Genomic DNA, 22,220 nt, shown 5'->3' with positions numbered 1-22,220 from the left:
TCTGGGCCCTTGTGAGGGAGAGTTCCATGTCGGTCACGCGTAGATCGGTCCTGCTCGCCACCGCTGCCACGCCCGCGGCCGGAGCGCTGCCCGGTGCCCCGGAGGCATGGGCCGCCGGGGAAGTCCGCGGCGCGCCCGGCCGCCGGACGGTGGCGCTGCGCGACGGCTGGCGCTTCGCGCTGGTGAACCCGGGCGGCATCACCGACCCGACCGGCGCCTACGCCGACGCCCACCGTCCCGGCTACGACGACTCCGGATGGCGCGAGACGGCCGTCCCGCACGACTGGAGCATCGAGCAGACCCCCACCACCGAACACGGCACCACCAGCGGCACCGGCTTCCTGCCCGGCGGCCTGGGCTGGTACCGCCTGGCCTTCACCCTGCCGCCCGCCCTCGCCGGCAAGCGCGTCTCGGTGGAGTTCGACGGCGTCTACATGGACTCCACCGTCTACTGCAACGGCACGGAGGCCGGCCGCCATCCCTACGGCTACACCGGCTTCGCCCTCGACCTCACCGACCTGGTGCACACCGACGGCACCACCGAGAACGTGATCGCCGTCGAGGTCCGCAACCGGCTCCCCAGCAGCCGCTGGTACTCGGGCAGCGGCATCTACCGCGAGGCCCGCCTGGTGATCACCGAGCCGGTGCACGTGGCCCGCTGGGGCACCCGCGTCACCACACCGGAGGTCTCCGCCGAGCGGGCCGTCGTACGGGTGGCCACCTCCGTCGTCAACGCCTCCGGCGAGGGCGCGGACGTCGAGGTCGTCTCCCGGATCGTCGACCGCAGGGGACGGACGGTCGCCCGTACCTCCACCACCGCTGCCGTCACCGGTGAGCACACCGAGAACCACGAACTGACGGTCAGGAATCCGCAGTTGTGGGACTTGGCCACACCCCACCGCTACACCCTGCACACCGAACTGCGCGTCGGCGGCCGAACCACCGACACCTACCGCACGGTCTTCGGCTTCCGCACCTTCCGCTTCGACCCGGACGAGGGCTTCTCCCTCAACGGCACCCACCACAAGATCAAGGGCGTCGACCTCCACCACGACCTGGGCGCACTCGGCGCCGCCGTGAGCATCGACGCCGTCCGGCGGCAGCTGGAGATCATGCGCTCCATGGGTGTCAACGCCCTGCGCACCTCCCACAACCCGCCCGCACCCGAGGTGGTCCAGGTCTGCGAGGAGCTCGGCATCGTCATGCTGGTGGAGGCGTTCGACTGCTGGCGCACCGGCAAGAACCCGTACGACTACGGCCGCTTCTTCGACGAGTGGTGCGAGAAGGACGCCACCGAGATGGTGCTGGCGGCCCGCAACTCGCCCGCCGTGCTGAGCTGGTCCATCGGCAACGAGGTCCCCGACTCCACCTCCACCGCCGGTCTCGCCATGGCCGACCGGATCATCGGGGCGATCAGGGCCGCCGACGACACCCGCCCGCTGGTCATCGGCTCCGACAAGTACCGCCGCCTGCCCGCCAAGGGCTCCGCCGCCGACCTGATGCTGGCCAAGCTGGACGGCCTCGGCCTGAACTACAACACCGCGAAGTCGGTCGACCAGCTGCACGCGGCCTACCCGCACCTGTTCCTCTTCGAGTCCGAGTCCTCATCGGAGACCTCCACCCGCGGCACGTATCAGGAGCCCGAGCACCTCAACACCGGCGAGAACCACACCCCGGGCAGACGCGCGACCTCCTCCTACGACAACAACCTCGCCTCCTGGACCATGAGCGGCGAGTACGGCCACAAGAAGGACCGGGACCGCAAGTGGTTCGCCGGGCAGTTCCTCTGGTCCGGCATCGACTACATCGGCGAACCCACGCCCTACGACGTCTTCCCCGTCAAGGCGTCCTTCTTCGGGGCGGTGGACACGGCGGGCTTCCCGAAGGACATGTACCACCTCTTCCGGAGCCAGTGGACAAGCGAACCGATGGTCCACCTGCTGCCCACGACCTGGAACCACGACAAGGGCGACACGGTCGAGGTCTGGGCGTACGCGAACGTCGACACGGTCGAGCTGTACCTCAACGGGAAGTCCCTCGGCGTACGGCGGTTCGACACCAAGAAGACCGTCGACGGCCGCCCGTACCTGGAGACGACCGAGGCGACCGGCGACGACAAGACCTTCACCGACGGTCCCTACCCCGGCAGTTACACCAGCCCCAACGGCAGTGCCGGGAAACTCCACCTGACCTGGCGGGTGCCCTTCGAACCGGGTGAACTGAAGGCCGTCGCACGGCGGGGCGGCAAGGTGGTCGCCACCGACGTGCTGCGCACCGCGGGAGCCCCGCACGCGATACGCCTCACCGCGGACCGCGAGTCCGTCGCCGCCGACGGCCGCTCCCTGGTCTTCGTGACCGCAGAGGTCGTCGACCGGCGCGGAGTGGTCGTGCCCGACGCGGAGCACCTGCTGTCCTTCACGGTGGCGGGAGGCTCCCTCGCCGGACTCGACAACGGCAGGCAGGAGAGCGCCGAGCGCTACCAGGCGAGCACCCGGACCGCTTTCCACGGCAAGGCCCTCGCCATCGTCCGGTCCGGCACGAAGGCCGGAACGGTGAGAGTGACCGCCCGCGCCGAGGGCCTGCGCGCGGGCACGGTGACCGTACGGGCCACCCGGGCCGCAGATCGGGCTGAGACCGCGCCGCCCGCCTTCGGGCCCGAGCACCCGGCCCCCGTCGGTCACCCGCACGCGGACGCGAGCTACTCCGGCCGCCCCGACACCCTCCCCGCCGCCATGCTCGACGGCGACCCGGCAACCGGCTGGTCCAACGGCTTCTTCAAGCAGGCCACGGCCCTGTTGCCGGCCTTCGACGGTGCGCGGGCCGAGGACTGGGTCTCGGTCGACCACGGGCGCACCCGCGGCTACGACCGGGTGGACGTCTCCTTCACCGTGGACGCCGCGCACAGCCTGCCCGCGACGATCGAGGTGGCGGTGTGGAACGGCCGCGCGTGGCAGGCGGCGCGGGGCACCGAGATCGGCTGGGCGGCCGCCACCGACACCCCCACCGTGATCACCTTCAAGGCCCTCCGCGGCTCCCGGATCCGGCTCACCCTGACGAGCCGCCACCCCGGCGAGCCCAGCGGAGCGATCCGCATCAGCCGGCTGGACGCCCCGGCCGCCTGAGCCCCGGCGCCAACGGTCCGGACCGGCGGCGACAGCCAGTGCTGTCCGGACCGTTGACGGGGCGTCACATCTGCCACAAGCATGTTCTGCGTCCGCATCTGGGAGCGCTCCCACGCCGAGCGCCACCCGCACCCCCCGGAGGAGCCCAGACGTGAAACGACGCAGAACCGCCCTGCTGTCCCTGACGGCACTGCTGACCACCGCGCTCGCCGCGCTGCCGTCGCAGCCCGCCGGGGCCGACGAGGTCGAGCAGGTCAGGAACGGCACCTTCGACACCGACACCGCGCCCTGGTGGACGACCGCCAACGTCACCGCGGGCGTCTTCGACGGCCGGCTCTGTGCCGACGTCCCCGGCGGCACCACCAACCGCTGGGACGCCGCCGTCGGGCAGAACGACATCACCCTCGTGAAGGGGGAGTCGTACCGCTTCTCCTTCAGCGCGACCGGCACACCCGCCGGGCACGCGGTGCGGGCGATCGTGGGCCTGTCGGTGTCGCCGTACGACACGTACCACGAGGTGTCGCCGCAGCTCAGCGTCTCCGGCGACACCTACTCCTACACCTTCACCTCGCCCGTCGACACCGCACAGGGCCAGGTCGGCTTCCAGCTCGGCGGCAGCGCGGAACCCTGGCGCTTCTGCATGGACGACGTGTCGCTGCTCGGCGGGGTGGCGCCGGATCCGTACGAGCCCGACACCGGTCCCCGGGTCCGCGTCAACCAGGTCGGCTACCTGCCGGCCGGGCCCAAGAACGCCACGCTGGTCACCGACGCCACGGCGAAGCTGCCCTGGCAGCTCAAGAACGCCGACGGAAAGGTGGTCGCCCGGGGCACGACCCTCCCGCGCGGCGTCGACGCCTCCTCCGGGCAGAACGTCCACTCGATCGACTTCGGCGCCTACCGCACGAAGGGCTCGGGCCTCACGCTCGTGGCCGACGGTGAGACCAGCCGGCCCTTCGACATCGACGCGAGCGCCTACGAGCGGCTCCGCCTCGACTCGGCGAAGTACTACTACACCCAGCGCAGCGGCATCGCGATACGCGACGACCTGCGGCCCGGCTACGGCCGCCCGGCCGGACACGTGGGCGTGGCGCCCAACAAGGGCGACACCGCCGTGCCCTGCCAACCGGGTGTCTGCGACTACACCCTCGACGTCAGCGGCGGCTGGTACGACGCCGGCGACCACGGCAAGTACGTCGTCAACGGCGGCATCTCCACCTGGGAGCTGCTCAGCACCTACGAGCGCGCCCGGCACGCCCGCACCGGGCAGGCGGACAAGCTCCGGGACGGCACGCTCGACATCCCCGAGAGCGGCAACAAGGTCCCGGACATCCTCGACGAGGCTCGCTGGGAGCTGGAGTTCCTGCTGAGGATGCAGGTGCCCGACGGCAAGCCGCTGGCCGGCATGGCACACCACAAGATGCACGACGAGCAGTGGACCGGCCTGCCGCTGATGCCGGGCGACGACCCGCAAAAGCGCGAACTGCACCCGCCGTCCACCGCCGCCACCCTCAACCTGGCCGCCACGGCCGCACAGGCCGCCCGTCTTTACCGGCCCTACGACCGGACGTTCGCCGGCAAGGCCCTGGCCGCGGCCCGCAAGGCCTGGTCGGCGGCGCTCGCCCACCCCGACCGCCTCGCCTCGGAGAGCGACGGCATCGGCGGCGGCGCTTATCCCGACAGCGACGTCACGGACGACTTCTACTGGGCGGCGGCCGAGCTGTACCTGACCACCGGGGAGAAGCGGTACCAGGAGTACGTCCTGACGTCCCCGGTCCACACGGCCGACCTCTTCAAGCCGCTCGGCTTCGACTGGGCCCGCACCGGCGCGGCGGGGCGGCTCGACCTCGCGACGGTGCCGAACCGGCTGCCCGGCCGCGACGCGGTGCGCAGGTCCGTCGTCGAGGGCGCCGACCGCTACCTTGCCACCCTCAAGGCCCATCCCTACGGCATGCCGTACGCACCGGACGGCAACACCTACGACTGGGGCTCGAACCACCAGGTCCTCAACAACGCCGTCGTCCTCGCCACCGCCTACGACATCACCGGCGCAGCCAAGTACCGGGACGGCGCGCTGCAGAGCATGGACTACATCCTTGGCCGCAACGCCCTGAACATCTCCTACGTCACCGGCTACGGCGAGGTCAGCGCGCAGAACCAGCACAGCCGCTGGTACGCCCACCAGCTGGACCCCGCCCAGCCCAACCCGCCGAAGGGCACCCTCGCGGGCGGGCCGAACTCCGGCATCCAGGACCCCTACGCGCAGAGCAAACTCCAGGGCTGCGTCGGCCAGTTCTGCTACATCGACGACATCCAGTCCTGGTCGACCAACGAGCACACGATCAACTGGAACGCCGCCCTGACCCGCATGGCCTCCTTCGTGGCGGACCAGGGGTAGGGGCCAGGAGCAGGGACCGGGCGCAGGGGCCAGGCGGAGGGGCCGGGCAGGTGCCGCGTGCCGGGGGAGTCCGCCCGGGAGGACGCCCTCGGCACGCGCGCGTAGCCTGGTGTCATGCCAGCGGTGCGGGTCGACGGCATCGAGGTCGCGTACGACCGGGTGGGCCAGGGCCCGCCCCTCGTGCTCGCGCACGGCGCCACCGCGGACGCCCGGCTGTTCCGCCCCCAGGCCGAGGACCTGGCCGACGAGTTCACCGTCGTCGCCTGGGACGAGCCGGGCGCGGGCCGCTCCTCCGACGTCCCGCCCGCCTTCACGCTGGCGGACTACGCCCGCTGCCTGGCTGCCGTCATCGAGGACGTGGACCTCGGACCCGCCCACGTCCTCGGTGCCTCCTGGGGCGGGACCGTCGTGCTGGAGCTCTATCGGCAGCACGCCGCACTCGTCCGGACGCTGCTCCTCGTCGACACCTATGCGGGCTGGAAGGGCTCGCTGCCGGCGGCGGAGGTGCGGTCGCGGGTCGAGGGGGCGGAGCGGATGCTCGCGGTCCCGGCCGAGGCGTTCGCACCGACCATGCCGGGTCTGTTCGCCGGGCAGCCGCCCGCCGAAGCCGTACGCCTGCTGTCCGTGATGTCGGCCGACACCCGGCCCCAGAGCGTACGGACCGAGCTCACCGTCATGGTCGAGGCCGATCAGCGGGACCTGCTGCCGCGGATCGCGGTACCGACGCTCCTGCTGTGGGGCGAACTCGACACCCGCTCTCCCGTGGAGCCCGTGGCCCACCAGTTCCTCGAAGCGGTGCCGCGGGCCACGCTGGTCGTGCTCCCGGGCATCGGCCACCTCAGCAACCTCGAGGCCCCGGAGCCGTTCAACCGGACCGTCCGGGAGTTCTGCCGCGCCCACTCCTGACCGGCGGCGCGGTCCGGCCGCCTGACCGCGCCGCCGGCCGCCCGCGGGGCCCGGCAGACGCAGGCGGCACCCGGACACCTCCGCTCGGCGCTTCACTCGGCCGCCCTCGGCAGGTGGGCGAGCTTGTCGGGGTTGGCCACGACGTAGATGCCGCGCACCCGGTCGCCCTGGGGGGTGAGGTCCAGGACCAGGACGGCGAACGGCGCGTCACCGTCGAACAGCACCGCCGCGTCGTCGCCGTTGACGCGCCGGTGGCGCCAGACCGGGTGGTCCGGGCCACCCCGCCCGGCGGTGAGCAGACGGGCCACCTTGTCCCGGCCGTGTACCGGGCGCAGCCCGGCCCGCCGGCGCTTGCCGCCCGCGTCGGTCCACGCCGTGACGTCCGGCGCCAGCACCTCCATCAGTTCGGCGATGTCCCCGCCGAGCGCCGCCCGCACGAACCGCTCGGTCGCCTCCCGCCGCACCCGCGGATGTGCCTCGTACCGCGGCCGGCGGGCGTGCACGTGCTCCCGGGCCCGGTGCGCCAACTGGCGTACGGCGGCGGGGGAGCGGTCGATGATCTCCGCGATCTCGGCGTGCGGGTAGCCGAACACCTCGCCCAGGACGAACACGGCCCGTTCCAGCGGTGTCAGCGACTCCAGGACCACCAGCATCGCCAGCGACACCGACTCGGAACGCAGGGCCGGGGTCTCGGCGCTCCCGGTGTCCTCCGGGGCGACCAGCGGCTCGGGCAGCCACGGACCGACGTACGTCTCCCGCCGGCGGCTGATCACGGCACGGCGGCGCAGCGCGTGGTTGACGGCCACCCGGACGAGATAGGCGCGGGGGTTGTCGACGCCGGCCAGGGGGACACCCCCGCCGCGGGCCGTCCAGGACAGCCAGGTCTCCTGCAGGACGTCCTCGGTGTCCGCGACGCTGCCGAGGACGTTGTACACGACGCCGAACAGCAGCTCGCGGTGGTCGACGAACACCCCGGTCGCCGCGTCGAGCGGGGCGTCGGTGCCGGGTACGGAGATCTGGGTCATGTGCGGGCCCTCCCTTGGACGTGCTCACCACTGCGAGCCGGACAGGGACCCGGAATGTGACATCCGAGAGCCCGTTGTGACCCACATCTCGGGCGGTGCCCTCCCCGGTACCTTGCGAGGGTCGCCGTGACCTGCGGGTATTTACGAGTCAGTACCCGAGCGGTACCGTGATGGCATGCCAGCTCTCAACGTGGAGTTCAGCGACCGCGAACTTGAGGACCTCAGGCAGATCGCCAAGGAGCGCGGTACGTCCATGAAGGCGCTCGTGCGGGAAGCAGCCGCGGCCGACATAGCCCGTCACCGGGCCCTGCAGGAGGGTGCGGAGGCCTTCCGCCGGTTCTTCGCCACCCACGCCGACGAGTTCGCCGCCGCTTTCCCCGACGACGAACCGCCCGCCAAGGGCGAAGGGCGGGCCGCCTGACCCATGGCGCCCGTGATCCACATCGACGTGCCCTGGCTGCTTCAGCGCCATGAAGAGGTCCTGCCGGACCAGCCCACCGTCAACGACTTCTCCGCACTGGTCGCCGCCGTCGCCCGGCACCGCGTCGACCCGCCGCGCCTCGGGGTGAACTCCGACCCGGCCTGGCGGGCCGCCGCGCTGCTGCACACCATCACCGTGCTCCGGCCGCTGCCCTCGGCCAACGCCCGCTTCGCCTGCGCGACCGCCGTGGCGTACATGTTCGTCAGCGGCGTCGGCATCGACCCGCCCTACGGCGCCCTCGTCGACCTCGCGCGCGACCTGCTGTCCGGCACCACCGACGTCTACGGCGCGGCGGACCGGCTGCGCTCCTGGCAGATCTGAGGAACGGGGCCGGATGCCCGATTCACACAGGCCGCAGGGAAATGTCGAAAACGGGTGCGAGGAGCGCGCATCCGTTCCCCGTTTCTGACTTCCTGTCAATGGTGGGGATGTTGTCCTGGCGCCTTGTTGGCCGTGTGGGGGTTGTGCAAGAGTGAAACGCGCGTGCGGGGGGAATGGCCGGGTGTCGCACGTGATTTGTGGACCGCGTCCGATTCGCCGTCGGTGATTTCTCACCTCCCGCGCTGTGCCAAAAGAGGAACGCACCAACCGGGCCTCCTTTTTGGGCGACAGAACTTCTGTGTGTCACATGCGTGGGAAGGAACCATCTCAGTGCCCACCCCCCACCCCCCTCGTCCTCCGTATCCCCCGCCCGGCGGGGATCCGGGGGAATCCGATGAATCACTCGCCGCCCCGCTGAGAGGCAGTCCGGAGGGCCAGGTCGCCGCCCATTCCGTGGCGCTGCTGATGGCGCGGCACTACCAGCCGGTGCACGACTACGCGGTGATCTGTCTCGCCTCGTCGGCGCAGGTCGCCGCGATGGTGACCGGGACTGCCTTCCACCGGACCCTCAACCGCCTCGCCTTCGGCGAGTCCGCCGTCGCGCTGCGCCCGGCGCTGCTGGTGACCGTGCGCGACACGATCCGCGAGTGGTCCGCCGACGATCGAATATCGGCCGTTCTGCCCGCCTTGCAGAAACCGGCCGGAGGGCGCGGGTTGCGCGCGGCGACGTCCATGACGCCCGAAAATCGGATCCTCGCGGAGCGGGCATTCCAGGCACTTCCCGCGGACTCGCGCTGTTTGCTCTGGCACGTCGAGGTCGAGGCAGATCCTTTAAGCGTCCCGGCCGGACTGCTGGGCCTGGACACCGACATCGCGTCGGCAGCCCTCGAACAGGCACGGGACACATTCCGTGAAGGCTGTGTACGCGCACACCGCGAACTCGCGCCGACCTCGGATTGCCGGTTCTACAACCGCCTCCTCGACGTGCCGATCCGCCGGGGCGGCGCACTGCTGCCGGACGTCCAGCAGCATCTGGACGAGTGCCGCTACTGCCGGAACGCGGCGGAACAACTCAGCCACTTCGAGGGCACGCTGGGGCAGTTGATCGCCGATGCGGTGCTCGGCTGGGGCGCCCGCCGCTACCTCGACTCGCGCCCGGGCCGGGCCTCCCCCGGAACCAGGGGCGCTCGCGCGGGGCGGCGCGGCGGACGGCGGGGCGGCGGACGGCACGGGCTGCTGTCCCGGCTCCCCGGGCCCGCCCGCCGCGTTCCGGAGGCACTGCGCTCCCCGCGGGCGCTGCTCTCAGGCGTCGGCGCGGTCTCGGCCGGGGTGCTGGCGACGGTGCTCATCATCAGCGCGTCCTCCTACGACGGCGGGGAGGCCGACCCGGCCGGCTCCAACAGCGCCGCCGGCAAGGGCTCCCCGTCGGTGACGCCACCCGGCAAGGCCGGGCTCCCCGCGGCCAAGGGCGTGACGCGGCTGCGCAACGTCGGTGCCGGTCTGTGCCTCGACATCCGCGACCTGCCGAAGGAGGGTTCGGGCGTGAAACTGGCGGAGTGCTCGACGGTGTGGACCCAGCAGTGGACGTACGAGGACGACGGGCTGCTGCGCAGCGTCGCCGACCCCGGGCTGTGCCTGGACTCCCACAAGGACGCCGGTGTGGTCGTCCTCGGCACCTGCGCCCACGAGGCTGCCGAGCGGGGCGAGGACGTGCGCTACGACCTCACCGTGCAGGGTGAGCTGCTGCCCCGCTGGGACGAGCAGCTGGCCCTCGCCCCGGCCGGCGACGACCCGGACGCCGACATCGTCGTCAAGGTCCGCGACCGCTCCTCCGACGCCCAGCGCTGGCAGTCGGAGCCGCTGCCGACGGCGGAGGGCTCCCTGTCGATCGAGGAGCAGGACGACCCGGCCGCCCGGCAGGTGACCCTGTCCGAGGGCCGTACCGCGTGACGGAGGGCCCCGGGGCCCGAGCGGGGCTGCGCGGCGAACGCGCCGCGCAGCCCACTCCTCACGCCGGGTCCTCGACGAGGTCGGCCGGGCCGACCGTGCCCGGCGTCGCATGCCCCGACAGGGCGAGCGTCAGGTCGAGTTCGGCGAGCAGGCAGCGGATGACGTGCTCGACGCCGGACCGGCCGTCGAGACCGAGGCCATAGACGTACGGGCGGCCGACGAGGACCGCGCGGGCGCCGAGGGCGAGCGCCTTGACGATGTCGTCGCCGGTGCGGATGCCGCTGTCGAAGAGGACGGTGAGCCGGTCGCCCACGGCTTCCGCCACGCGGGGGAGTGCGTCGGCCGCCGCGACGGACCCGGCCACCTGGCGGCCGCCGTGGTTGGAGACGACCACGCCGTCCATGCCCGCGTCGGCGGCCAGGCGCGCGTCGTCCGGGTGCAGGACGCCCTTGAGGACGATGGGACCTTCCCAGTTCTCCCGCAGGAACGCCAGGTCCGGCCAGCTCTTGGCCGGGTCGGAGAACATCCCGACGAAATGCAACACGGCCGCGTTCGGATCCTCGTGCACCGGCTTGGCCAGACCTGCCTGAAATGCCGGGTCCGAGAAGTAGTTGGCCGTGCCGACGCCGTGCAGGAACGGCAGGTACGCCTGGTCCAGATCGCGCGGCCGCCAGGACAGCAGCGGCGTGTCCAGGGTGACGACCAGGGCGGTGAACCCGGCCGCCTTCGCCCGCTTCAGGAAACTGCGGGCCACCTCCGGGTCCTTCGGCCAGTACAGCTGGAACCAGCGCTCGGCGTCTCCCATCGCCTCGGCGACCTGCTCCATGGGGGTGCTGGACGCGGACGACAGGATGAACGGCACGCCCTGCGCGGCGGCGGCCCGGGCCGCGGCGGACTCGGCGTCCGGGTGCATGATCGACAGCACGCCGACCGGCGCCAGCGCGAGGGGCGCCGGCAGGGCACGGCCCAGCACCTCGACCGACAGGTCCCGCTCGTGCACGTCCCGCAGCATGCGCGGCACGATCCGGCGGCGCTCCAGGGCCGCCCGGTTGGCCCGGGCCGTACTGCCGTTGCCCGCGCTGCCCGCCACATAGCCGACCGGGCCGGGCCCGAGTCGCTGCTGGGTGAGCTCCTCCAGCCGGGTCAGATCGGTGGGCAGCCGAGGAACGGCGCCCGTCATCCCGTTCAGATAGATCTCGTACTGGAAGTCCGCCCAGTGCTTGGCCACCGCACGCCCCGCCTCTCGTCGTCTCCTCGTCGGGACCGCCGTACGGGCGACGATACCGAGCGGTATGCGCTGGGGTGGATCAGGGGCGGGCCGCTGCCTCGCGCAGCACACGGGCCAGGGCACTGGGCTGCGAGAACATCGGCCAGTGGCCGGTGTCCAGCTCCACCAGCTCCCAGCTGTCACTCCCGAGCAGCGCGGCCACCGCCGGCATCGGCTCGGCCCCGTCCAGGAGGCACTTCACGTAGGTCGCCGGCAGCTCGCCCAGCGGGCGGTCGAGGACGGCCGGTTCGGTGAGCGTGATGCCCACGTCTGCTGCCCGGCCGGCTGTGTGTCCCGTCTCTCGGCGAGGCCCGACAGCGTCAGCGCGTGGACGTCATGCCCGGCGCCGCGCAGCTCCGCGGCCACCTCGTCCCACGCCCACGCCCCGAGCCATGCCCCTGCCACCCGTACGAAGTCGGTCATGCCGGCAACGTGGCCGAGGGGTCTGACAACGCCTCACTCCTCCTCGTCCGCGCGCGGTGCGGGGTCCGGCTCGGTGTCCGGGCCCTGGGCCCTGACGCGCTGCACGTGTTCGAGGGACTCGCGCAACTCGGTGAGCCAGTCGTCCGTGTGGCGCTGCACCAGGCGCACGCACCAGGCCAGCGCGTCGCTGCGGCTGCGGGCGACGCCACCGGCGATCAGGGTGTCGAGTACCTGGCGTTCCGGCTGGCGCAGCCGCGTCATGACGGGCGCGGCCACGTGGGTGAAGAGCGTTTGCCGTCCACCGCACTCCACACCCCAGGACACCTTGCGGCCGAACCGGTGCTGGGCCTCCCGGGCCACGGCCATCCGGTCCTCGCGGGTGCGCTCCCGGAACTCCTGCGCCCGGCTCTCCAGGGCCGCGTCCCGTTCGGCGGCCGGGGCGTCCTCGGCCAGCCTCGGTGCCGGGATGCGGCCGATGACGGTGATCTCCTCGCGGTCGACGGTGATCTCGGTCAGCTCCTCGAAGAGGTCATCGGGCAGGCGGCCGGCGAACCAGCCGCGAAGCTTCTCTCTCTGCTCGTTCGTAATCATGTAATGACGATTACTCGGCCGGTTCATGAACACAAGGGGTCACCGAGCAGTCGGCCGAGAGCGGAATCGGAATGTTTCAGGCCTATTAACGAACACGCGGAAATCGGCCATCTGGCCGCTTCGCGCCCCCGGCAACCGCGCAGTTACGGGCTTCACCCGCGTCGATTCTGTAACTTCGCGCCACTGATTCAACACGCAAGGTTACTGAAACCCGTGGGGTCGATGTGTGTTTCCGCAGCGGACTCGGCAGACTCGCGCTCGCCGCTCCGGGCACCGACCGAGCACGGGACGGCACCCCCTGTAATCGATGCGGAAGGATGCACACAATGCGGACCACCGCGCGCTGGGCCATGACCATCGGCATGACGGCCACCGCCGTCTGCGGACCCCTCTCCGGGGCCGCGCTCGCCTCTCCGGGTCAGGCCTCCACCGCGCTCTACGCCCCGTCGGCCCTCGTCCTCACGGTGGGCCACGGCGAGAGCGCGATCGCTGCGACTCCGGAACGCGCGGTCACCCTGACCTGTGCCCCGAAGGCCGCCGGCACGCACCCGGCAGCCGGGGCGGCCTGTGCGGAACTGCGTGGTGTGGGCGGCGACTTCGACGCCCTGACCGCGAGGGACGGCGTGATGTGTACCAAGCAGTACGACCCCGTCGTCGTCACCGTCGAGGGCGTGTGGCAGGGCAAGCGCGTCTCCTATGAGCGCACCTTCTCCAACGACTGCATGAAGAACGCCTACGGGACGGGCGTCTTCTCCTTCTGAGAGGGCTGAACCCACAGACCGGGATCGCGCTGGAACCGTGAGCGCAGCGGGCCGTGGCTGGGGAGCCGGGCCGTTGTCACGTGGAGTCGCGATCTCGCGCAAGGGGGCCGGCGGGCAGTGTGGGGCTGCCCGCCGGCCCCCGACCCTTTCCCGTGCCGGCGTCGGGGCCTCAGGCCCGGTCGCGGTGGCTCGTGTCGCACCACGGGTAGCGGCGGCTGCGACGGCACGTGCACAGGGCCACGCGGAAGCGGTCGGAGGTGACCACGGAGCCGTCCTCCAGCTCCACCTCCACCGGGCCCTCCATCAGCAGCGGGCCCTTGCGCTGGACGGTGACGCGGCGCGGCGCCGTGGGCCGCTCAGACGGGGAGTTCGGCACGGACGACCACCAGCTCTTCCTTGTCATCGGCGGCGGGCAGCAGCCCCCGCTCCCGCAGCCAGCGTTCCCGGCCGCGCAGCACGGGCCCGAGCGCGATCCGGTGCCGACGGGTCACCGCGGCCTTCAGACCGGCCGCGCGCAACTGCCCCACGGTCAGGTCCGGGCCGCTGAGCGCCGACTGCACGAGCAGCAGCACACCGCCCGGCCGCAGCAGACCGGGCGCCTCCCGGCAGATACGGTCGACGACCAGGCGCCCGTCGGCGCCCGCGTCCCAGGCCCGGGCCGCGCCTCGCGGCGGTCTGTGATGGCCGTCCGGCGCCGGCACGTACGGCGGGTTGGCCAGGATCAGGTCGAACGTCTGTCCGCGCACGGGGTCGAAGAGGTTCCCGTGCCGGATACGGACCGGGAGCCCCGCGAGCCGGGCGTTCAGCCGCGCGGCCCACACGGCGCTCCAGGACACGTCCACGGCGGTCACACGGCTGCCCCGGCGCGCGGCCTCCAAGGCCAGGGCGCCGCTGCCGGTGCCCACGTCGAGGACTTCCGCGCCGGGCTGCAGCGGCTCGTCGGACAGGGCACCGGCCAGCAGCTCGGTGTCCTCCTGCGGGGCGTACACGCCCGGGGGTACCAGTGCGATCACGGACGCCGAGTACCCAGGCCGTCAGGAGATATGAGCTGCTTCCTGAGCCAGCGGTGCACGCAGTGACGAACGGGAGGCACGCCAGTCGGCCAGCAGCCGGGCGCCGAAGCGTTCCTCGACGAACTCCGTGGCGTCGATGCCGAAGGCGATGTCCGGGGCGAGATACGGCTCGTGCTCCAGAAGGCCACCGATCACGTCGTGGCGCACCACCTGCTCGTGGACCGCGTCGGCCTCGACATGCTCGTCGTAGAAGTGCTCGGCGGCGGGCCCCGCGCCGGTGCGGCGCATCGCCTCGGCGAGCCGCCGCGATCCCGGTGACGAGGTGATCTCGACCGTCGCGAAATGACCGACCAGGGCACCCCGGAGGGCCCGGTGCAGTCCGAAGAGGGACATCATGTTCACGGTGACCAGGGCTTCGGCGGACGCCGCGTCGAGATAGCGGCCGTACGCGGTGTCCAGGCCCAGGTCCGCCATCAGGTCGGCGAACAGACGGGCGTGGACACGCTCCGCGCGGCCGCCGCCCCACTCGTCGAACTCCACCGCGGCCATCGCCGCCTTCGCCCGGCCCGACAGCCGTGGCAGCACCCAGGCGTGCGGGTCCGCCTCCTTGAGGTGGTACAGGGAGCGCTGGGCCGCGTATTCGCGCACCTGCCACAGCTCACCCTCGTCACGCAGGAAGTGGCTGACGCCGGTGCCCTCGAGGGGCTCGACCAACAAGCCGGCCAGTGCCTCGTCCACGCTGTCGTGCACGTGTGCGTCGGTGCGCAGCGCCGACAGGAAGCGGTGCTCCATGGCCGCACGGACGCGCAGCAGGTCCGGGTCCCACTCGCGCTCCGGGGGGACCCCCGCGAAGCCGCGGTAGTGCAGCTCGTAGCACAGGTAGAGGGCGAGCTGGAGGTCGTCGCCGTACACCTCGGCGCGGGCGACCTCCTCGAGGCGGGGCAGGCGGCCCGCGCCCCGCAGATACGCGTCCACACTGCGGCTCAGGGGGCCGCGCGGGGTGGGCAGTGCTGGTCCTTCGTGCTCCATGCGCGCCGGGTACCCACCCGGCGACCGGGGTCACCCGCCGAGGGGGAGCGATCACGCGGGGACGCCGGTGGTGCGGGCCCTCGGGCCGCTGCCCCGGTGGCCCGAGGGCCCGCACGGTTTCCGTCAGTCCCCTTCGGACTCCTCCTGCGCGCGCGTGTTGGGGGTGGTGGCATCCCCGGCCTCGCCCCGGTGGCGGCGTTCCTCGGCGGAGTCCCCGATGCGGTTCTCGGCGTTCTCGACCTCGCGCAGCACCTCTTCGAGTGCCGTCTCGGCCGGCTTGCCGTGCTGGTCCTCGGCGTGGTCGTGGTCCTTGTGCTGGGACACGGATGTCTCCTTTCCCTGTACGGTTCGTCCGCTCTGGGCGGGGGTGTTCAGCTTCCGGCGCGGGCGAGGCGCAGTGGCACCGGATCGGCGGGGGCGGCCTCCTCGCTGCGCAGGGCGACCTCCGCCCACCAGGAAGGGCCGTCCTCGATGTGGCGCAGCAGGACGCCCTCGCGGATCGCCCAGGGGCAGACCGTGACGGCCTTGATGCCGGTGAGTTTCAGCGCGGTGTGCCCGACCACCGCTCCTGCCAGGCTCTGGGCGGCGCGGGGTGCGGAGATGCCGGGCAGGTGGGCGCGTTCGGCCGCGGGCAGGGCGGCCAGCTGTGCGATCGCCGCCCGCAGATCGGAGCGGTGCATCTGCCGGTCCACGAACGGTCCGTGGCGTCCGGGCGCCGCACCGCACAGCCGCCCCAGCTGCTGGAAGGTGCGGGAGGTGGCGACCGCGGTGCGCGGGCCCTCCCAGCGGATCCGCGCCGCGACGTCCCGCAACTGGTGGCGGACCTTGCGGCGCAGCGCCCGCACCCGCTCCGGCGACGGCGGGTCCTCCTCCTCGAAGAACTCGTGCGTCAACCGCCGCGCCCCCAGCGGCAACGACGCCACGAAGTCCGGCAACCGGCCGCGTCCGAAGGCGACTTCGAGCGTGCCGCCTCCGATGTCGAGCAGCGCGAGCGGCCCCGACCGCCAGCCCATCCACCGCCGGGCCCCGAGGAACGTCAGTTCGGCCTCGACCTCGCCCGGCAGGGTGCACAGCTCGACGCCCGTACGGGCGCGGACGGTGCGCAGCACCTCGCGCCGGTTCGGCGCGTTGCGCACCACGGCGGTCGCGAAGGCCGGCGGGCTCGCCGCCCCCCACCGGGCGGCTGTCCTGTCGGCCTCGGCCACCGCGTCGACGAGTTGCGCCACGGCCTGCTCCGGGATGGGTCCCCCCGGTGTGACCTGCTCGGACAGCCTGAGTCGCCATTTGGCGGTGTGCACGGGCAGCGGCACCCCGTCCGCCGCGTCCGCGACCACAAGTCTGACCGTGTTCGATCCCACGTCCACCACGCTCATTCGCATGGCCGGTGGGTACCCGTTTCGCGGCCCGTCCAACAGGTCGGGGGCGGCGGACCGGCGAGGACGCGCCACCAGCGGCACACCAGCGGCAGGGGAGGAGGGGCAGCGGACAAGGGACCGGGAAAGGGACCGCCGTGTCCCTGCGCACGACGGCCCCCGGCTCTCGCGTCGGTCACATGTGCACGACCGGCGCCGCCTCCGGGTCCTGCTGCGGCACCCCACGCCGGTGCAGCACGAGGGTGATCAGCGCACCCGCGGCGAAGAACCCGGCCGACCACCAGAAGGCGGTGGTGTAGCTCTCGATCGTGGCCTGGGCCTGCACCAGTTTGCTGCCCGGGTCCTTGCCGGCCAGGTAGTCGGTCGCCGCGCTCGCGGCGAGGGTGTTCAGCAGCGCCGTGCCGACCGAACCGCCCACCTGCTGCATGGCGTTGACGGTCGCGGAGGCCACGCCGGCGTCCTCGGCCGCGACGCCGCCCGTGGCCAGCTGCATCGCCGACGGCATCACCAGGCCGAGGCCCACGCCGATCACGACGAGCTGCGGCAGCACCGCGCTCGTGTAGGAGGAGCCGACGCCGATGCCGGTCAGCCAGGCCATGCCGGCGGTCGCGACGGCGAAGCCCAGCGGGACGACGGTCTTCGGGCCGAGGCGCGGGAGCAGCACGGTGGTGCCCAGCTGGGCCATCACCATCAGGGCGCCGACCATCGGCAGGAACGCCACACCGGTCTTCGTGGGGCTGAAGCCCAGGTGGAGCTGGAGGTAGTAGGTGAGGAAGAGGAACACTCCGAACATGCCCGCGCCACTGATCAGCACGGCCAGGAAGGACGCCCCGCGGTTGCGGTCGAGCAGGATGCGCAGGGGCAGCAGCGGGTGGGCGGCGCGGGTCTGCCACCAGGCGAAGGCGGTCAGCAGTACCGCACCGGCGATCAGGAAGCCCCAGGTGAGCGGCGAGTCCCAGTCGTGCGTCTCCGCGTTGGAGAAGCCGTAGACGACGGAGAACAGGCCGGCGGCGACCAGGATCGTGCCCGGCACGTCCAGCTTGGCGTTCGTGGCGTCGCGGCGGTTGCTGAGCAGGAGCCAGCCGCCCGCGAAGGCGGCCACGGCGATGACGACGTTGACGTACAGCGTCCAGCGCCAGTCGAGGGCGTCGGTCAGGATGCCGCCGAGGAGCAGGCCCACCGCACCGCCGGCACCGGCGATGGCGCCGTAGACGCTGAAGGCCCGGGCGCGTTCGCGCGTGTCGGTGAACGTGGTGTTCAGCAGCGACAGTGCCGCCGGTGCGAGCAGCGCGCCGAAGACGCCCTGGAGGGCGCGGGCGACGACCAGCATCCCGAAGCCGTTCGCGGCACCGCCGAGCGCCGAGGCCGCCGCGAAGCCGACGATGCCGACGAGGAAGGCGGGCTTGCGGCCGAAGAGGTCGGCTGTCCGGCCGCCGAGCAGCAGCAGGGAGGCGAACGCCAGCGCGTAGGCGGTGACGATCCACTGCCGGTCGCCGTCGGAGAAGTGCAGGTCGGCCTGGGCCGAGGGCAGGGCGATGTTCACGATGGTGGCGTCCAGCACCACCATCAACTGGGCGAGGGCCACGACCGCGAGGATCCACCACCGCTTGGGCGAGGCCGCAGGGGGCGTCGTCCGGGCGGTGGTGCTCTCCGGCGCGCTGTCGGTGAGGGATTTCTGAGGCATGGGAGACCCGTTTCCAGGGACGGCGTACGAGGGAAGTGGTGAGCACGTAAACGAAACGGTTTCGTACACGTCGAGGCTAGACCAGTCCGAACGAAACGGCAACGTTTCGCTTGCGCTCTCCCTCGGGCTCATATTCCTTGACGGGCATATAACGATGGAGGCATATTGGATCCATGCCCGACACCGCCCTCTGGACCGCGCTCGCCGACCCCCACCGGCGGGCCATCGTCGCCCTGCTCCTGGAGCGGCCCCGGTCCGTCGGTGAGATCGTCGAGGCGTGCCAACTGAGCCAGCCGAGCACCTCCAAGCACCTGAAGGTCCTGCGTGAGGCGGGTCTGGTCCGGGTACGGCAGGACGCCCAGCGCCGTGTCTACGCCCTCGACCCCGGCCCGATCGCCGCCCTGGACGCCTGGCTCGCCCCCTACCGCGCGCTGTGGAACAAGAGCCTCGACGCGCTGGGCCGCCGCCTCGACGAGAGGCCGGACACCCCCGAACCGCCCGCAGCGAAGGACTGATCACCGTGACCACGGACCTCACCGGCACCTATGTGACGCTGGACGACGGCCGCCCCGCCGTCCGTTTCAGCCGGGTCTACGACCACCCCGTCGACCGTGTCTGGCGGTTCGTGACCGACCCGGACGAGCTGGAGCGCTGGTTCCCCTCCCGTGCCGAGATCGAGCTGCGCCCCGGCGGCGCGGTCAGGTTCAGCGCAGACCCGCACATGGAGGACGCCACCGGCCGGGTCCTCGCCGTCGAGCCGCCCCGGCACCTGTCGTTCGACTGGGGCGGCGACGAAGTCCACTTCGACCTGGAAGACGTCGACGGCCGGCGCACCCGCTTCACCCTGACCAACGTCCTCGCCGCCGAGGACACCGCCGCCCGCAACGGCGCCGGCTGGGAGGTGTGCCTGACCATGCTGGACGCCCGGGCGCGCGGCGAGCGCACCGCCGGTCCGCACGCCGGGCCCGACGCACCCTGGAAGGACCTCTACGCCGCCTATGTCGCCGCCGGCCTGCCCTCCGGCGCGCCCGTGCCCGGACAGGACTGACGGCTCACGCCAGCTGCCGCCGCACCAGCTCGTGCAGCCGCCCGTTCGTGTCGGCGAGGAGCTGGGCGGGCGGGCCCTGCTGGATGACCTTGCCGTCCTCCATCACCACGACCCGGTCGGCGTCCATCACGGTCGACAGCCGGTGCGCGATGACGACCCGGGTCGCGTTGAGGGCCTTGGTGCTCTCGATGACCGTGCGCTGCGTCTCGTTGTCGAGCGCGCTGGTCGCCTCGTCGAAGAAGAGGATGCGCGGCCGGCGGATCAGCGCCTGGGCGATCATCAGCCGCTGACGCTGGCCGCCGGAGACGGCTCCGCTGCCCGCGACGATGGTGTGCAGCCCCATCGGCATCCGCTTGATGTCCTCGGCGAGACCCGCCATCTCCGCCGCCGCCATCGCCTCCTCCGGCGTGTACGGCTCGGTGCCGCAGATGACGTCCAGGATCGATCCGCTGAACGGCTGCGCGTGCTGGAGCACCACACCGCACTGGCGGCGCACCGCCGACTGGTCCAGAGCCGCCAGGTCCTGCCCGTCGTACAGCACGCTCCCCGACACGGGCCGGTCGAAGCCGATCAGCAGCCGCAGCAGCGTCGACTTCCCGCAGCCGCTCGGACCGACGACCGCGACGAACTCGCCCGGCCGTACCTCGAACGACACGTCGTCCAGGACCAGGGGGCCGTCGTCCGCGTAACGGAAGGACACCCGCCGCGCCTCGATCGCCCCGGTCAGCGGACCCGGCCGGGTGCTCGCCGTACGCACCTCGGGTGTCGCGTCCAGCACCGGCTTGATCTCCTCGAACAGCGGCAGCGCGGCCACCGCCGAGACGAACGAGCCCGTCAGTTGCGTCACGGAGGTCAGCACCATCGTCACCGAGGTGTTGAAGGTGAGGAAAGCCGCCGCCGACATCGAGCCCCGGGCCGGACCGGCCAGCAGCATGAACATCAACAGGGTGCACAGCGGCAGGTACACCGCGCCCAGCACCGTCGTGAGGTTCTTGATACGGCCGACCTTCTGCTGGAGCTCCCGGCTGCGCGCGAACTCCGAGGCCCACGCGGCGTACGCGTAGTTCTCGGCGGCCGCCACCCGCAGCTTCGGCAGCCCGCGCAGCGTCTGGAAGGCCTGGTTGTTCAGCTTGTTGGCCAGCACCACGAGACGCCGCTGCCAGCGCACCTGCCACAGCCCGAGGGCCAGGAACACCGACGCGATGACGACCAGCATGCCGATCGCGGCCATCGCCATCGGCACGCTGAACCAGAACAGCAGACCCAGGTTCATCACGCCGACCGTCACCGACTGGGCGACCGTCGGCCCCACACCGGCCAGCAGCCTGCGGATCGAGCTGATGCCCATGGCCGCGCTGGCCAGTTCGCCGGTGGAGCGCTCGGTGAAGAACTTCGTCGGCAGTCTCAGCAGCCGGTCCCACACCGCCGGCTGGAGCGTGGCCTCGATCCGGCCCTCGATCCGCAGGATGGTCAGGTTCTGCAGCAGCATGAAGGCCGCGGCGACCACACTGCTCAGCATCACCGCGAGACACACCTGCACGATCAGGCCGGTCTGCGCCTTCGGTACGAATTCGCCCAGCACCTTGCCGGTGGCGACCGGCACCAGCGCGCCGATCGCCACCGTCACCAGACCGCTGAGCAGCAGGCCCGTCAGGTCGCCGCGCATGCCCTGCAGGCAGAACCGCAGCAGCCCCAGCGGGCCGAGCCCCCGCTCCGGCAGCGGACGGTAGAACATCACCGCGCGCGGCTCGAACTCGTCGGCGTTGGCCTTCTCGACGGGCGTCTCGCGCCCCGTCGACGGATGCACCGCGACATAGCCGCCGCGCCGCCACAGCAACGCCACCGGCGCCCCCGACAGGGCCCGCTGACCCACCAGCGGCCCCACGTTGTCCCGCCACCAGCGGCCGTCGAGCCGTACCGCCCGGGTCCGGACGCGGGAGGCCAGGGATACCTGCTCGACCGGGTCGAGACGGTCGCCGCCGGTGCCCTTCTGGGTCGGCTCGGTGATACGGATCCCGGCCGCCTGGCCGACCAGCTTGCAGGCCGCGTACGTGGCGTCCGCGTCGGCCGAGGTCGTGCGCTTCGAGGAGCGCTCGCCTATGGAGGCGAGCAGCGTCCGGTCGGCCTGGGCGCGCACCGCCTCACCGGCCTTGATGCCCTCGGCCGTACGCGTCTCGTGGGTCTGCTCCAGTTGCTCGATCCAGCGGTCCAGCGTGGTCAGCAGCCGGTACTGCTGATCGACCATGGACTGCCACAGCGCGGGATCCATCAGCAGGTCGGCCGCGGCCTCCGCGCCGTACAGCGAGCCGTACTGCACGCTGCCCGGCGGCACCTGCATCCAGAACACGTCGTCGTCCGTGGGGGCCGCGGCCCGCTCGGTGGCCATCGGCGCCTGGAAGAGGATCGACAGGCTGCGCCCGACCCCGAGGGCGAGCGCGTACTCCAGCGGACTCGTCGTCGGCGGCACGTACTGCGGGTTGCCGTACTCGTCGTACGACCAGGTCGCCGTGCTGGCCGGCTGGTACAGCTCGCGCAGGCCGATGCGGTGCACCACGCAGTCCCGCAGCGGCCGGGCCACCAGGGTGTGCTGGGGGCCCGGCACCGGGCCGAGCACCAGCGAGCCCGCCTCCAGCCGGCCCAGATGGTGCCAGTGGCCCTGCTGCCCTGCGTCGACCGCGAACAGGTCCACGGCACCGGAGGCGACCAGCCAGAGCACCTGCGGGCCTTCGAGGTCGAGGCGGTTGAACCCGGCGCAGTCGATGCGCGAGCCCATCTGCCCGAAGGCGCCCAGCACCAGGTCGCCGTCGTGTCCTTCGTGAACGGCCGTCATC

19 protein-coding genes and 1 pseudogene are annotated in these 22,220 nt (G+C 72.2%); 9 read left to right on the top strand and 11 right to left on the bottom strand.

The features are described 5' to 3' along the window. Positions 1–26: 26 nt before the first annotated feature. The 3 genes from AB0B29_RS29020 to AB0B29_RS29010 all read left to right on the top strand — a co-directional run bounded on the left by AB0B29_RS29020 (position 27) and on the right by AB0B29_RS29010 (position 6,423). Positions 27–3,122, top strand: a complete 3,096-nt coding sequence (locus tag AB0B29_RS29020) for a glycoside hydrolase family 2 TIM barrel-domain containing protein (RefSeq protein WP_362244416.1) — start codon at positions 27–29, stop codon at positions 3,120–3,122. Positions 3,123–3,273: 151 nt separating this feature from the next. Beyond that, positions 3,274–5,517 carry a glycoside hydrolase family 9 protein gene (locus tag AB0B29_RS29015; protein WP_362244415.1) on the top strand — a complete coding sequence of 748 codons (2,244 nt, stop codon included), beginning with the start codon at positions 3,274–3,276 and terminating at the stop codon, positions 5,515–5,517. Between the two features lie 114 nt (positions 5,518–5,631). Beyond that, a complete protein-coding gene (locus tag AB0B29_RS29010) occupies positions 5,632–6,423 on the top strand; it encodes an alpha/beta fold hydrolase (RefSeq protein ID WP_362244414.1) in 792 nt (263 codons plus the stop codon). 92 nt (positions 6,424–6,515) lie between these two features. Here AB0B29_RS29010 and AB0B29_RS29005 read toward each other — a convergent pair whose 3' ends face one another. After that, entirely contained in the window at positions 6,516–7,448 is a 933-nt protein-coding gene (locus tag AB0B29_RS29005) for a sigma-70 family RNA polymerase sigma factor (protein ID WP_362244413.1), read from the bottom strand. A 175-nt stretch (positions 7,449–7,623) separates the two neighbouring features. On the opposite strand from AB0B29_RS29005, the gene AB0B29_RS29000 reads away from it, so the two are divergent. The 3 genes from AB0B29_RS29000 to AB0B29_RS28990 all read left to right on the top strand — a co-directional run bounded on the left by AB0B29_RS29000 (position 7,624) and on the right by AB0B29_RS28990 (position 10,200). Beyond that, positions 7,624–7,869 carry a hypothetical protein gene (locus AB0B29_RS29000; protein ID WP_030845137.1) on the top strand — a complete coding sequence of 82 codons (246 nt, stop codon included), beginning with the start codon at positions 7,624–7,626 and terminating at the stop codon, positions 7,867–7,869. Between the two features lie 3 nt (positions 7,870–7,872). Then, positions 7,873–8,250 carry a hypothetical protein gene (locus tag AB0B29_RS28995; RefSeq protein ID WP_031110699.1) on the top strand — a complete coding sequence of 126 codons (378 nt, stop codon included), beginning with the start codon at positions 7,873–7,875 and terminating at the stop codon, positions 8,248–8,250. Between the two features lie 330 nt (positions 8,251–8,580). Next, positions 8,581–10,200 (top strand): RICIN domain-containing protein, encoded by a 1,620-nt coding sequence (locus AB0B29_RS28990; RefSeq protein ID WP_362244412.1) that lies wholly within the window; start codon positions 8,581–8,583, stop codon positions 10,198–10,200. A gap of 58 nt (positions 10,201–10,258) precedes the next feature. On the opposite strand, the gene AB0B29_RS28985 is transcribed toward AB0B29_RS28990, so the two are convergent. The 3 genes and pseudogenes from AB0B29_RS28985 to AB0B29_RS28975 all read right to left on the bottom strand — a co-directional run bounded on the left by AB0B29_RS28985 (position 10,259) and on the right by AB0B29_RS28975 (position 12,481). Then, positions 10,259–11,428 (bottom strand): lactate 2-monooxygenase, encoded by a 1,170-nt coding sequence (locus tag AB0B29_RS28985; RefSeq protein WP_362244411.1) that lies wholly within the window; start codon positions 11,426–11,428, stop codon positions 10,259–10,261. 79 nt (positions 11,429–11,507) lie between these two features. Then, positions 11,508–11,890 (bottom strand): annotated as a pseudogene (locus tag AB0B29_RS28980) (hypothetical protein). A gap of 33 nt (positions 11,891–11,923) precedes the next feature. Next, complete coding sequence (locus AB0B29_RS28975) at positions 11,924–12,481, bottom strand: hypothetical protein (RefSeq protein WP_362244410.1); 558 nt, start codon at positions 12,479–12,481, stop codon at positions 11,924–11,926. Between the two features lie 326 nt (positions 12,482–12,807). Here AB0B29_RS28975 and AB0B29_RS28970 point away from each other — a divergent pair, with 326 nt between their 5' ends. Beyond that, entirely contained in the window at positions 12,808–13,242 is a 435-nt protein-coding gene (locus tag AB0B29_RS28970) for a protease inhibitor (protein ID WP_362244409.1), read from the top strand. Positions 13,243–13,411: 169 nt separating this feature from the next. On the opposite strand, the gene AB0B29_RS28965 is transcribed toward AB0B29_RS28970, so the two are convergent. The 6 genes from AB0B29_RS28965 to AB0B29_RS28940 form a co-directional block, all read right to left on the bottom strand. Further along, positions 13,412–13,618, bottom strand: coding sequence for a CDGSH iron-sulfur domain-containing protein (locus tag AB0B29_RS28965; RefSeq protein WP_362244408.1), 207 nt, complete (start codon positions 13,616–13,618; stop codon positions 13,412–13,414). Next, positions 13,599–14,255 carry a HemK2/MTQ2 family protein methyltransferase gene (locus AB0B29_RS28960; protein WP_362244407.1) on the bottom strand — a complete coding sequence of 219 codons (657 nt, stop codon included), beginning with the start codon at positions 14,253–14,255 and terminating at the stop codon, positions 13,599–13,601. Before AB0B29_RS28960 ends, AB0B29_RS28965 begins: the two co-directional genes overlap by 20 nt. A gap of 21 nt (positions 14,256–14,276) precedes the next feature. Further along, positions 14,277–15,284 (bottom strand): iron-containing redox enzyme family protein, encoded by a 1,008-nt coding sequence (locus AB0B29_RS28955; protein WP_362244406.1) that lies wholly within the window; start codon positions 15,282–15,284, stop codon positions 14,277–14,279. A gap of 123 nt (positions 15,285–15,407) precedes the next feature. After that, positions 15,408–15,608 carry a hypothetical protein gene (locus tag AB0B29_RS28950; protein ID WP_362244405.1) on the bottom strand — a complete coding sequence of 67 codons (201 nt, stop codon included), beginning with the start codon at positions 15,606–15,608 and terminating at the stop codon, positions 15,408–15,410. A 47-nt stretch (positions 15,609–15,655) separates the two neighbouring features. Beyond that, positions 15,656–16,663 (bottom strand): Ppx/GppA phosphatase family protein, encoded by a 1,008-nt coding sequence (locus AB0B29_RS28945; RefSeq protein WP_362244404.1) that lies wholly within the window; start codon positions 16,661–16,663, stop codon positions 15,656–15,658. Positions 16,664–16,832: 169 nt separating this feature from the next. Continuing rightward, a complete protein-coding gene (locus AB0B29_RS28940; protein ID WP_362244403.1) occupies positions 16,833–18,341 on the bottom strand; it encodes an MFS transporter in 1,509 nt (502 codons plus the stop codon). 173 nt (positions 18,342–18,514) lie between these two features. Between AB0B29_RS28940 and AB0B29_RS28935 the strand changes: the two genes are divergently transcribed. After that, positions 18,515–18,856 (top strand): ArsR/SmtB family transcription factor, encoded by a 342-nt coding sequence (locus tag AB0B29_RS28935; protein ID WP_362244402.1) that lies wholly within the window; start codon positions 18,515–18,517, stop codon positions 18,854–18,856. Positions 18,857–18,861: 5 nt separating this feature from the next. Further along, positions 18,862–19,389, top strand: a complete 528-nt coding sequence (locus AB0B29_RS28930) for an SRPBCC family protein (protein WP_362244401.1) — start codon at positions 18,862–18,864, stop codon at positions 19,387–19,389. 4 nt (positions 19,390–19,393) lie between these two features. On the opposite strand, the gene AB0B29_RS28925 is transcribed toward AB0B29_RS28930, so the two are convergent. Beyond that, entirely contained in the window at positions 19,394–22,219 is a 2,826-nt protein-coding gene (locus AB0B29_RS28925) for an NHLP bacteriocin export ABC transporter permease/ATPase subunit (RefSeq protein ID WP_362244400.1), read from the bottom strand. Position 22,220 lies beyond the last annotated feature (1 nt).

This window comes from Streptomyces tibetensis, from assembly GCF_040647715.1.
Lineage (GTDB): Bacteria > Actinomycetota > Actinomycetes > Streptomycetales > Streptomycetaceae > Streptomyces > Streptomyces tibetensis_A.
This window is presented reverse-complemented; position numbering and strand designations above follow the sequence as displayed.

What these genes read in the sequence shown, in the direction of transcription:
- AB0B29_RS28995 (WP_031110699.1), top strand. Translation starts at nt 7,873, where the DNA reads ATGGCGCCCGTGATCCACATCGACGTGCCCTGGCTGCTTCAGCGCCAT.
- AB0B29_RS28970 (WP_362244409.1), top strand. Translation starts at nt 12,808, where the DNA reads ATGCGGACCACCGCGCGCTGGGCCATGACCATCGGCATGACGGCCACC.
- AB0B29_RS28955 (WP_362244406.1), bottom strand. Translation starts at nt 15,284, where the DNA reads ATGGAGCACGAAGGACCAGCACTGCCCACCCCGCGCGGCCCCCTGAGC.
- AB0B29_RS29005 (WP_362244413.1), bottom strand. Translation starts at nt 7,448, where the DNA reads ATGACCCAGATCTCCGTACCCGGCACCGACGCCCCGCTCGACGCGGCG.
- AB0B29_RS28940 (WP_362244403.1), bottom strand. Translation starts at nt 18,341, where the DNA reads ATGCCTCAGAAATCCCTCACCGACAGCGCGCCGGAGAGCACCACCGCC.
- AB0B29_RS28945 (WP_362244404.1), bottom strand. Translation starts at nt 16,663, where the DNA reads ATGCGAATGAGCGTGGTGGACGTGGGATCGAACACGGTCAGACTTGTG.
- AB0B29_RS28975 (WP_362244410.1), bottom strand. Translation starts at nt 12,481, where the DNA reads ATGATTACGAACGAGCAGAGAGAGAAGCTTCGCGGCTGGTTCGCCGGC.
- AB0B29_RS29010 (WP_362244414.1), top strand. Translation starts at nt 5,632, where the DNA reads ATGCCAGCGGTGCGGGTCGACGGCATCGAGGTCGCGTACGACCGGGTG.
- AB0B29_RS28935 (WP_362244402.1), top strand. Translation starts at nt 18,515, where the DNA reads ATGCCCGACACCGCCCTCTGGACCGCGCTCGCCGACCCCCACCGGCGG.
- AB0B29_RS29000 (WP_030845137.1), top strand. Translation starts at nt 7,624, where the DNA reads ATGCCAGCTCTCAACGTGGAGTTCAGCGACCGCGAACTTGAGGACCTC.
- AB0B29_RS29020 (WP_362244416.1), top strand. Translation starts at nt 27, where the DNA reads ATGTCGGTCACGCGTAGATCGGTCCTGCTCGCCACCGCTGCCACGCCC.
- AB0B29_RS28925 (WP_362244400.1), bottom strand. Translation starts at nt 22,219, where the DNA reads ATGACGGCCGTTCACGAAGGACACGACGGCGACCTGGTGCTGGGCGCC.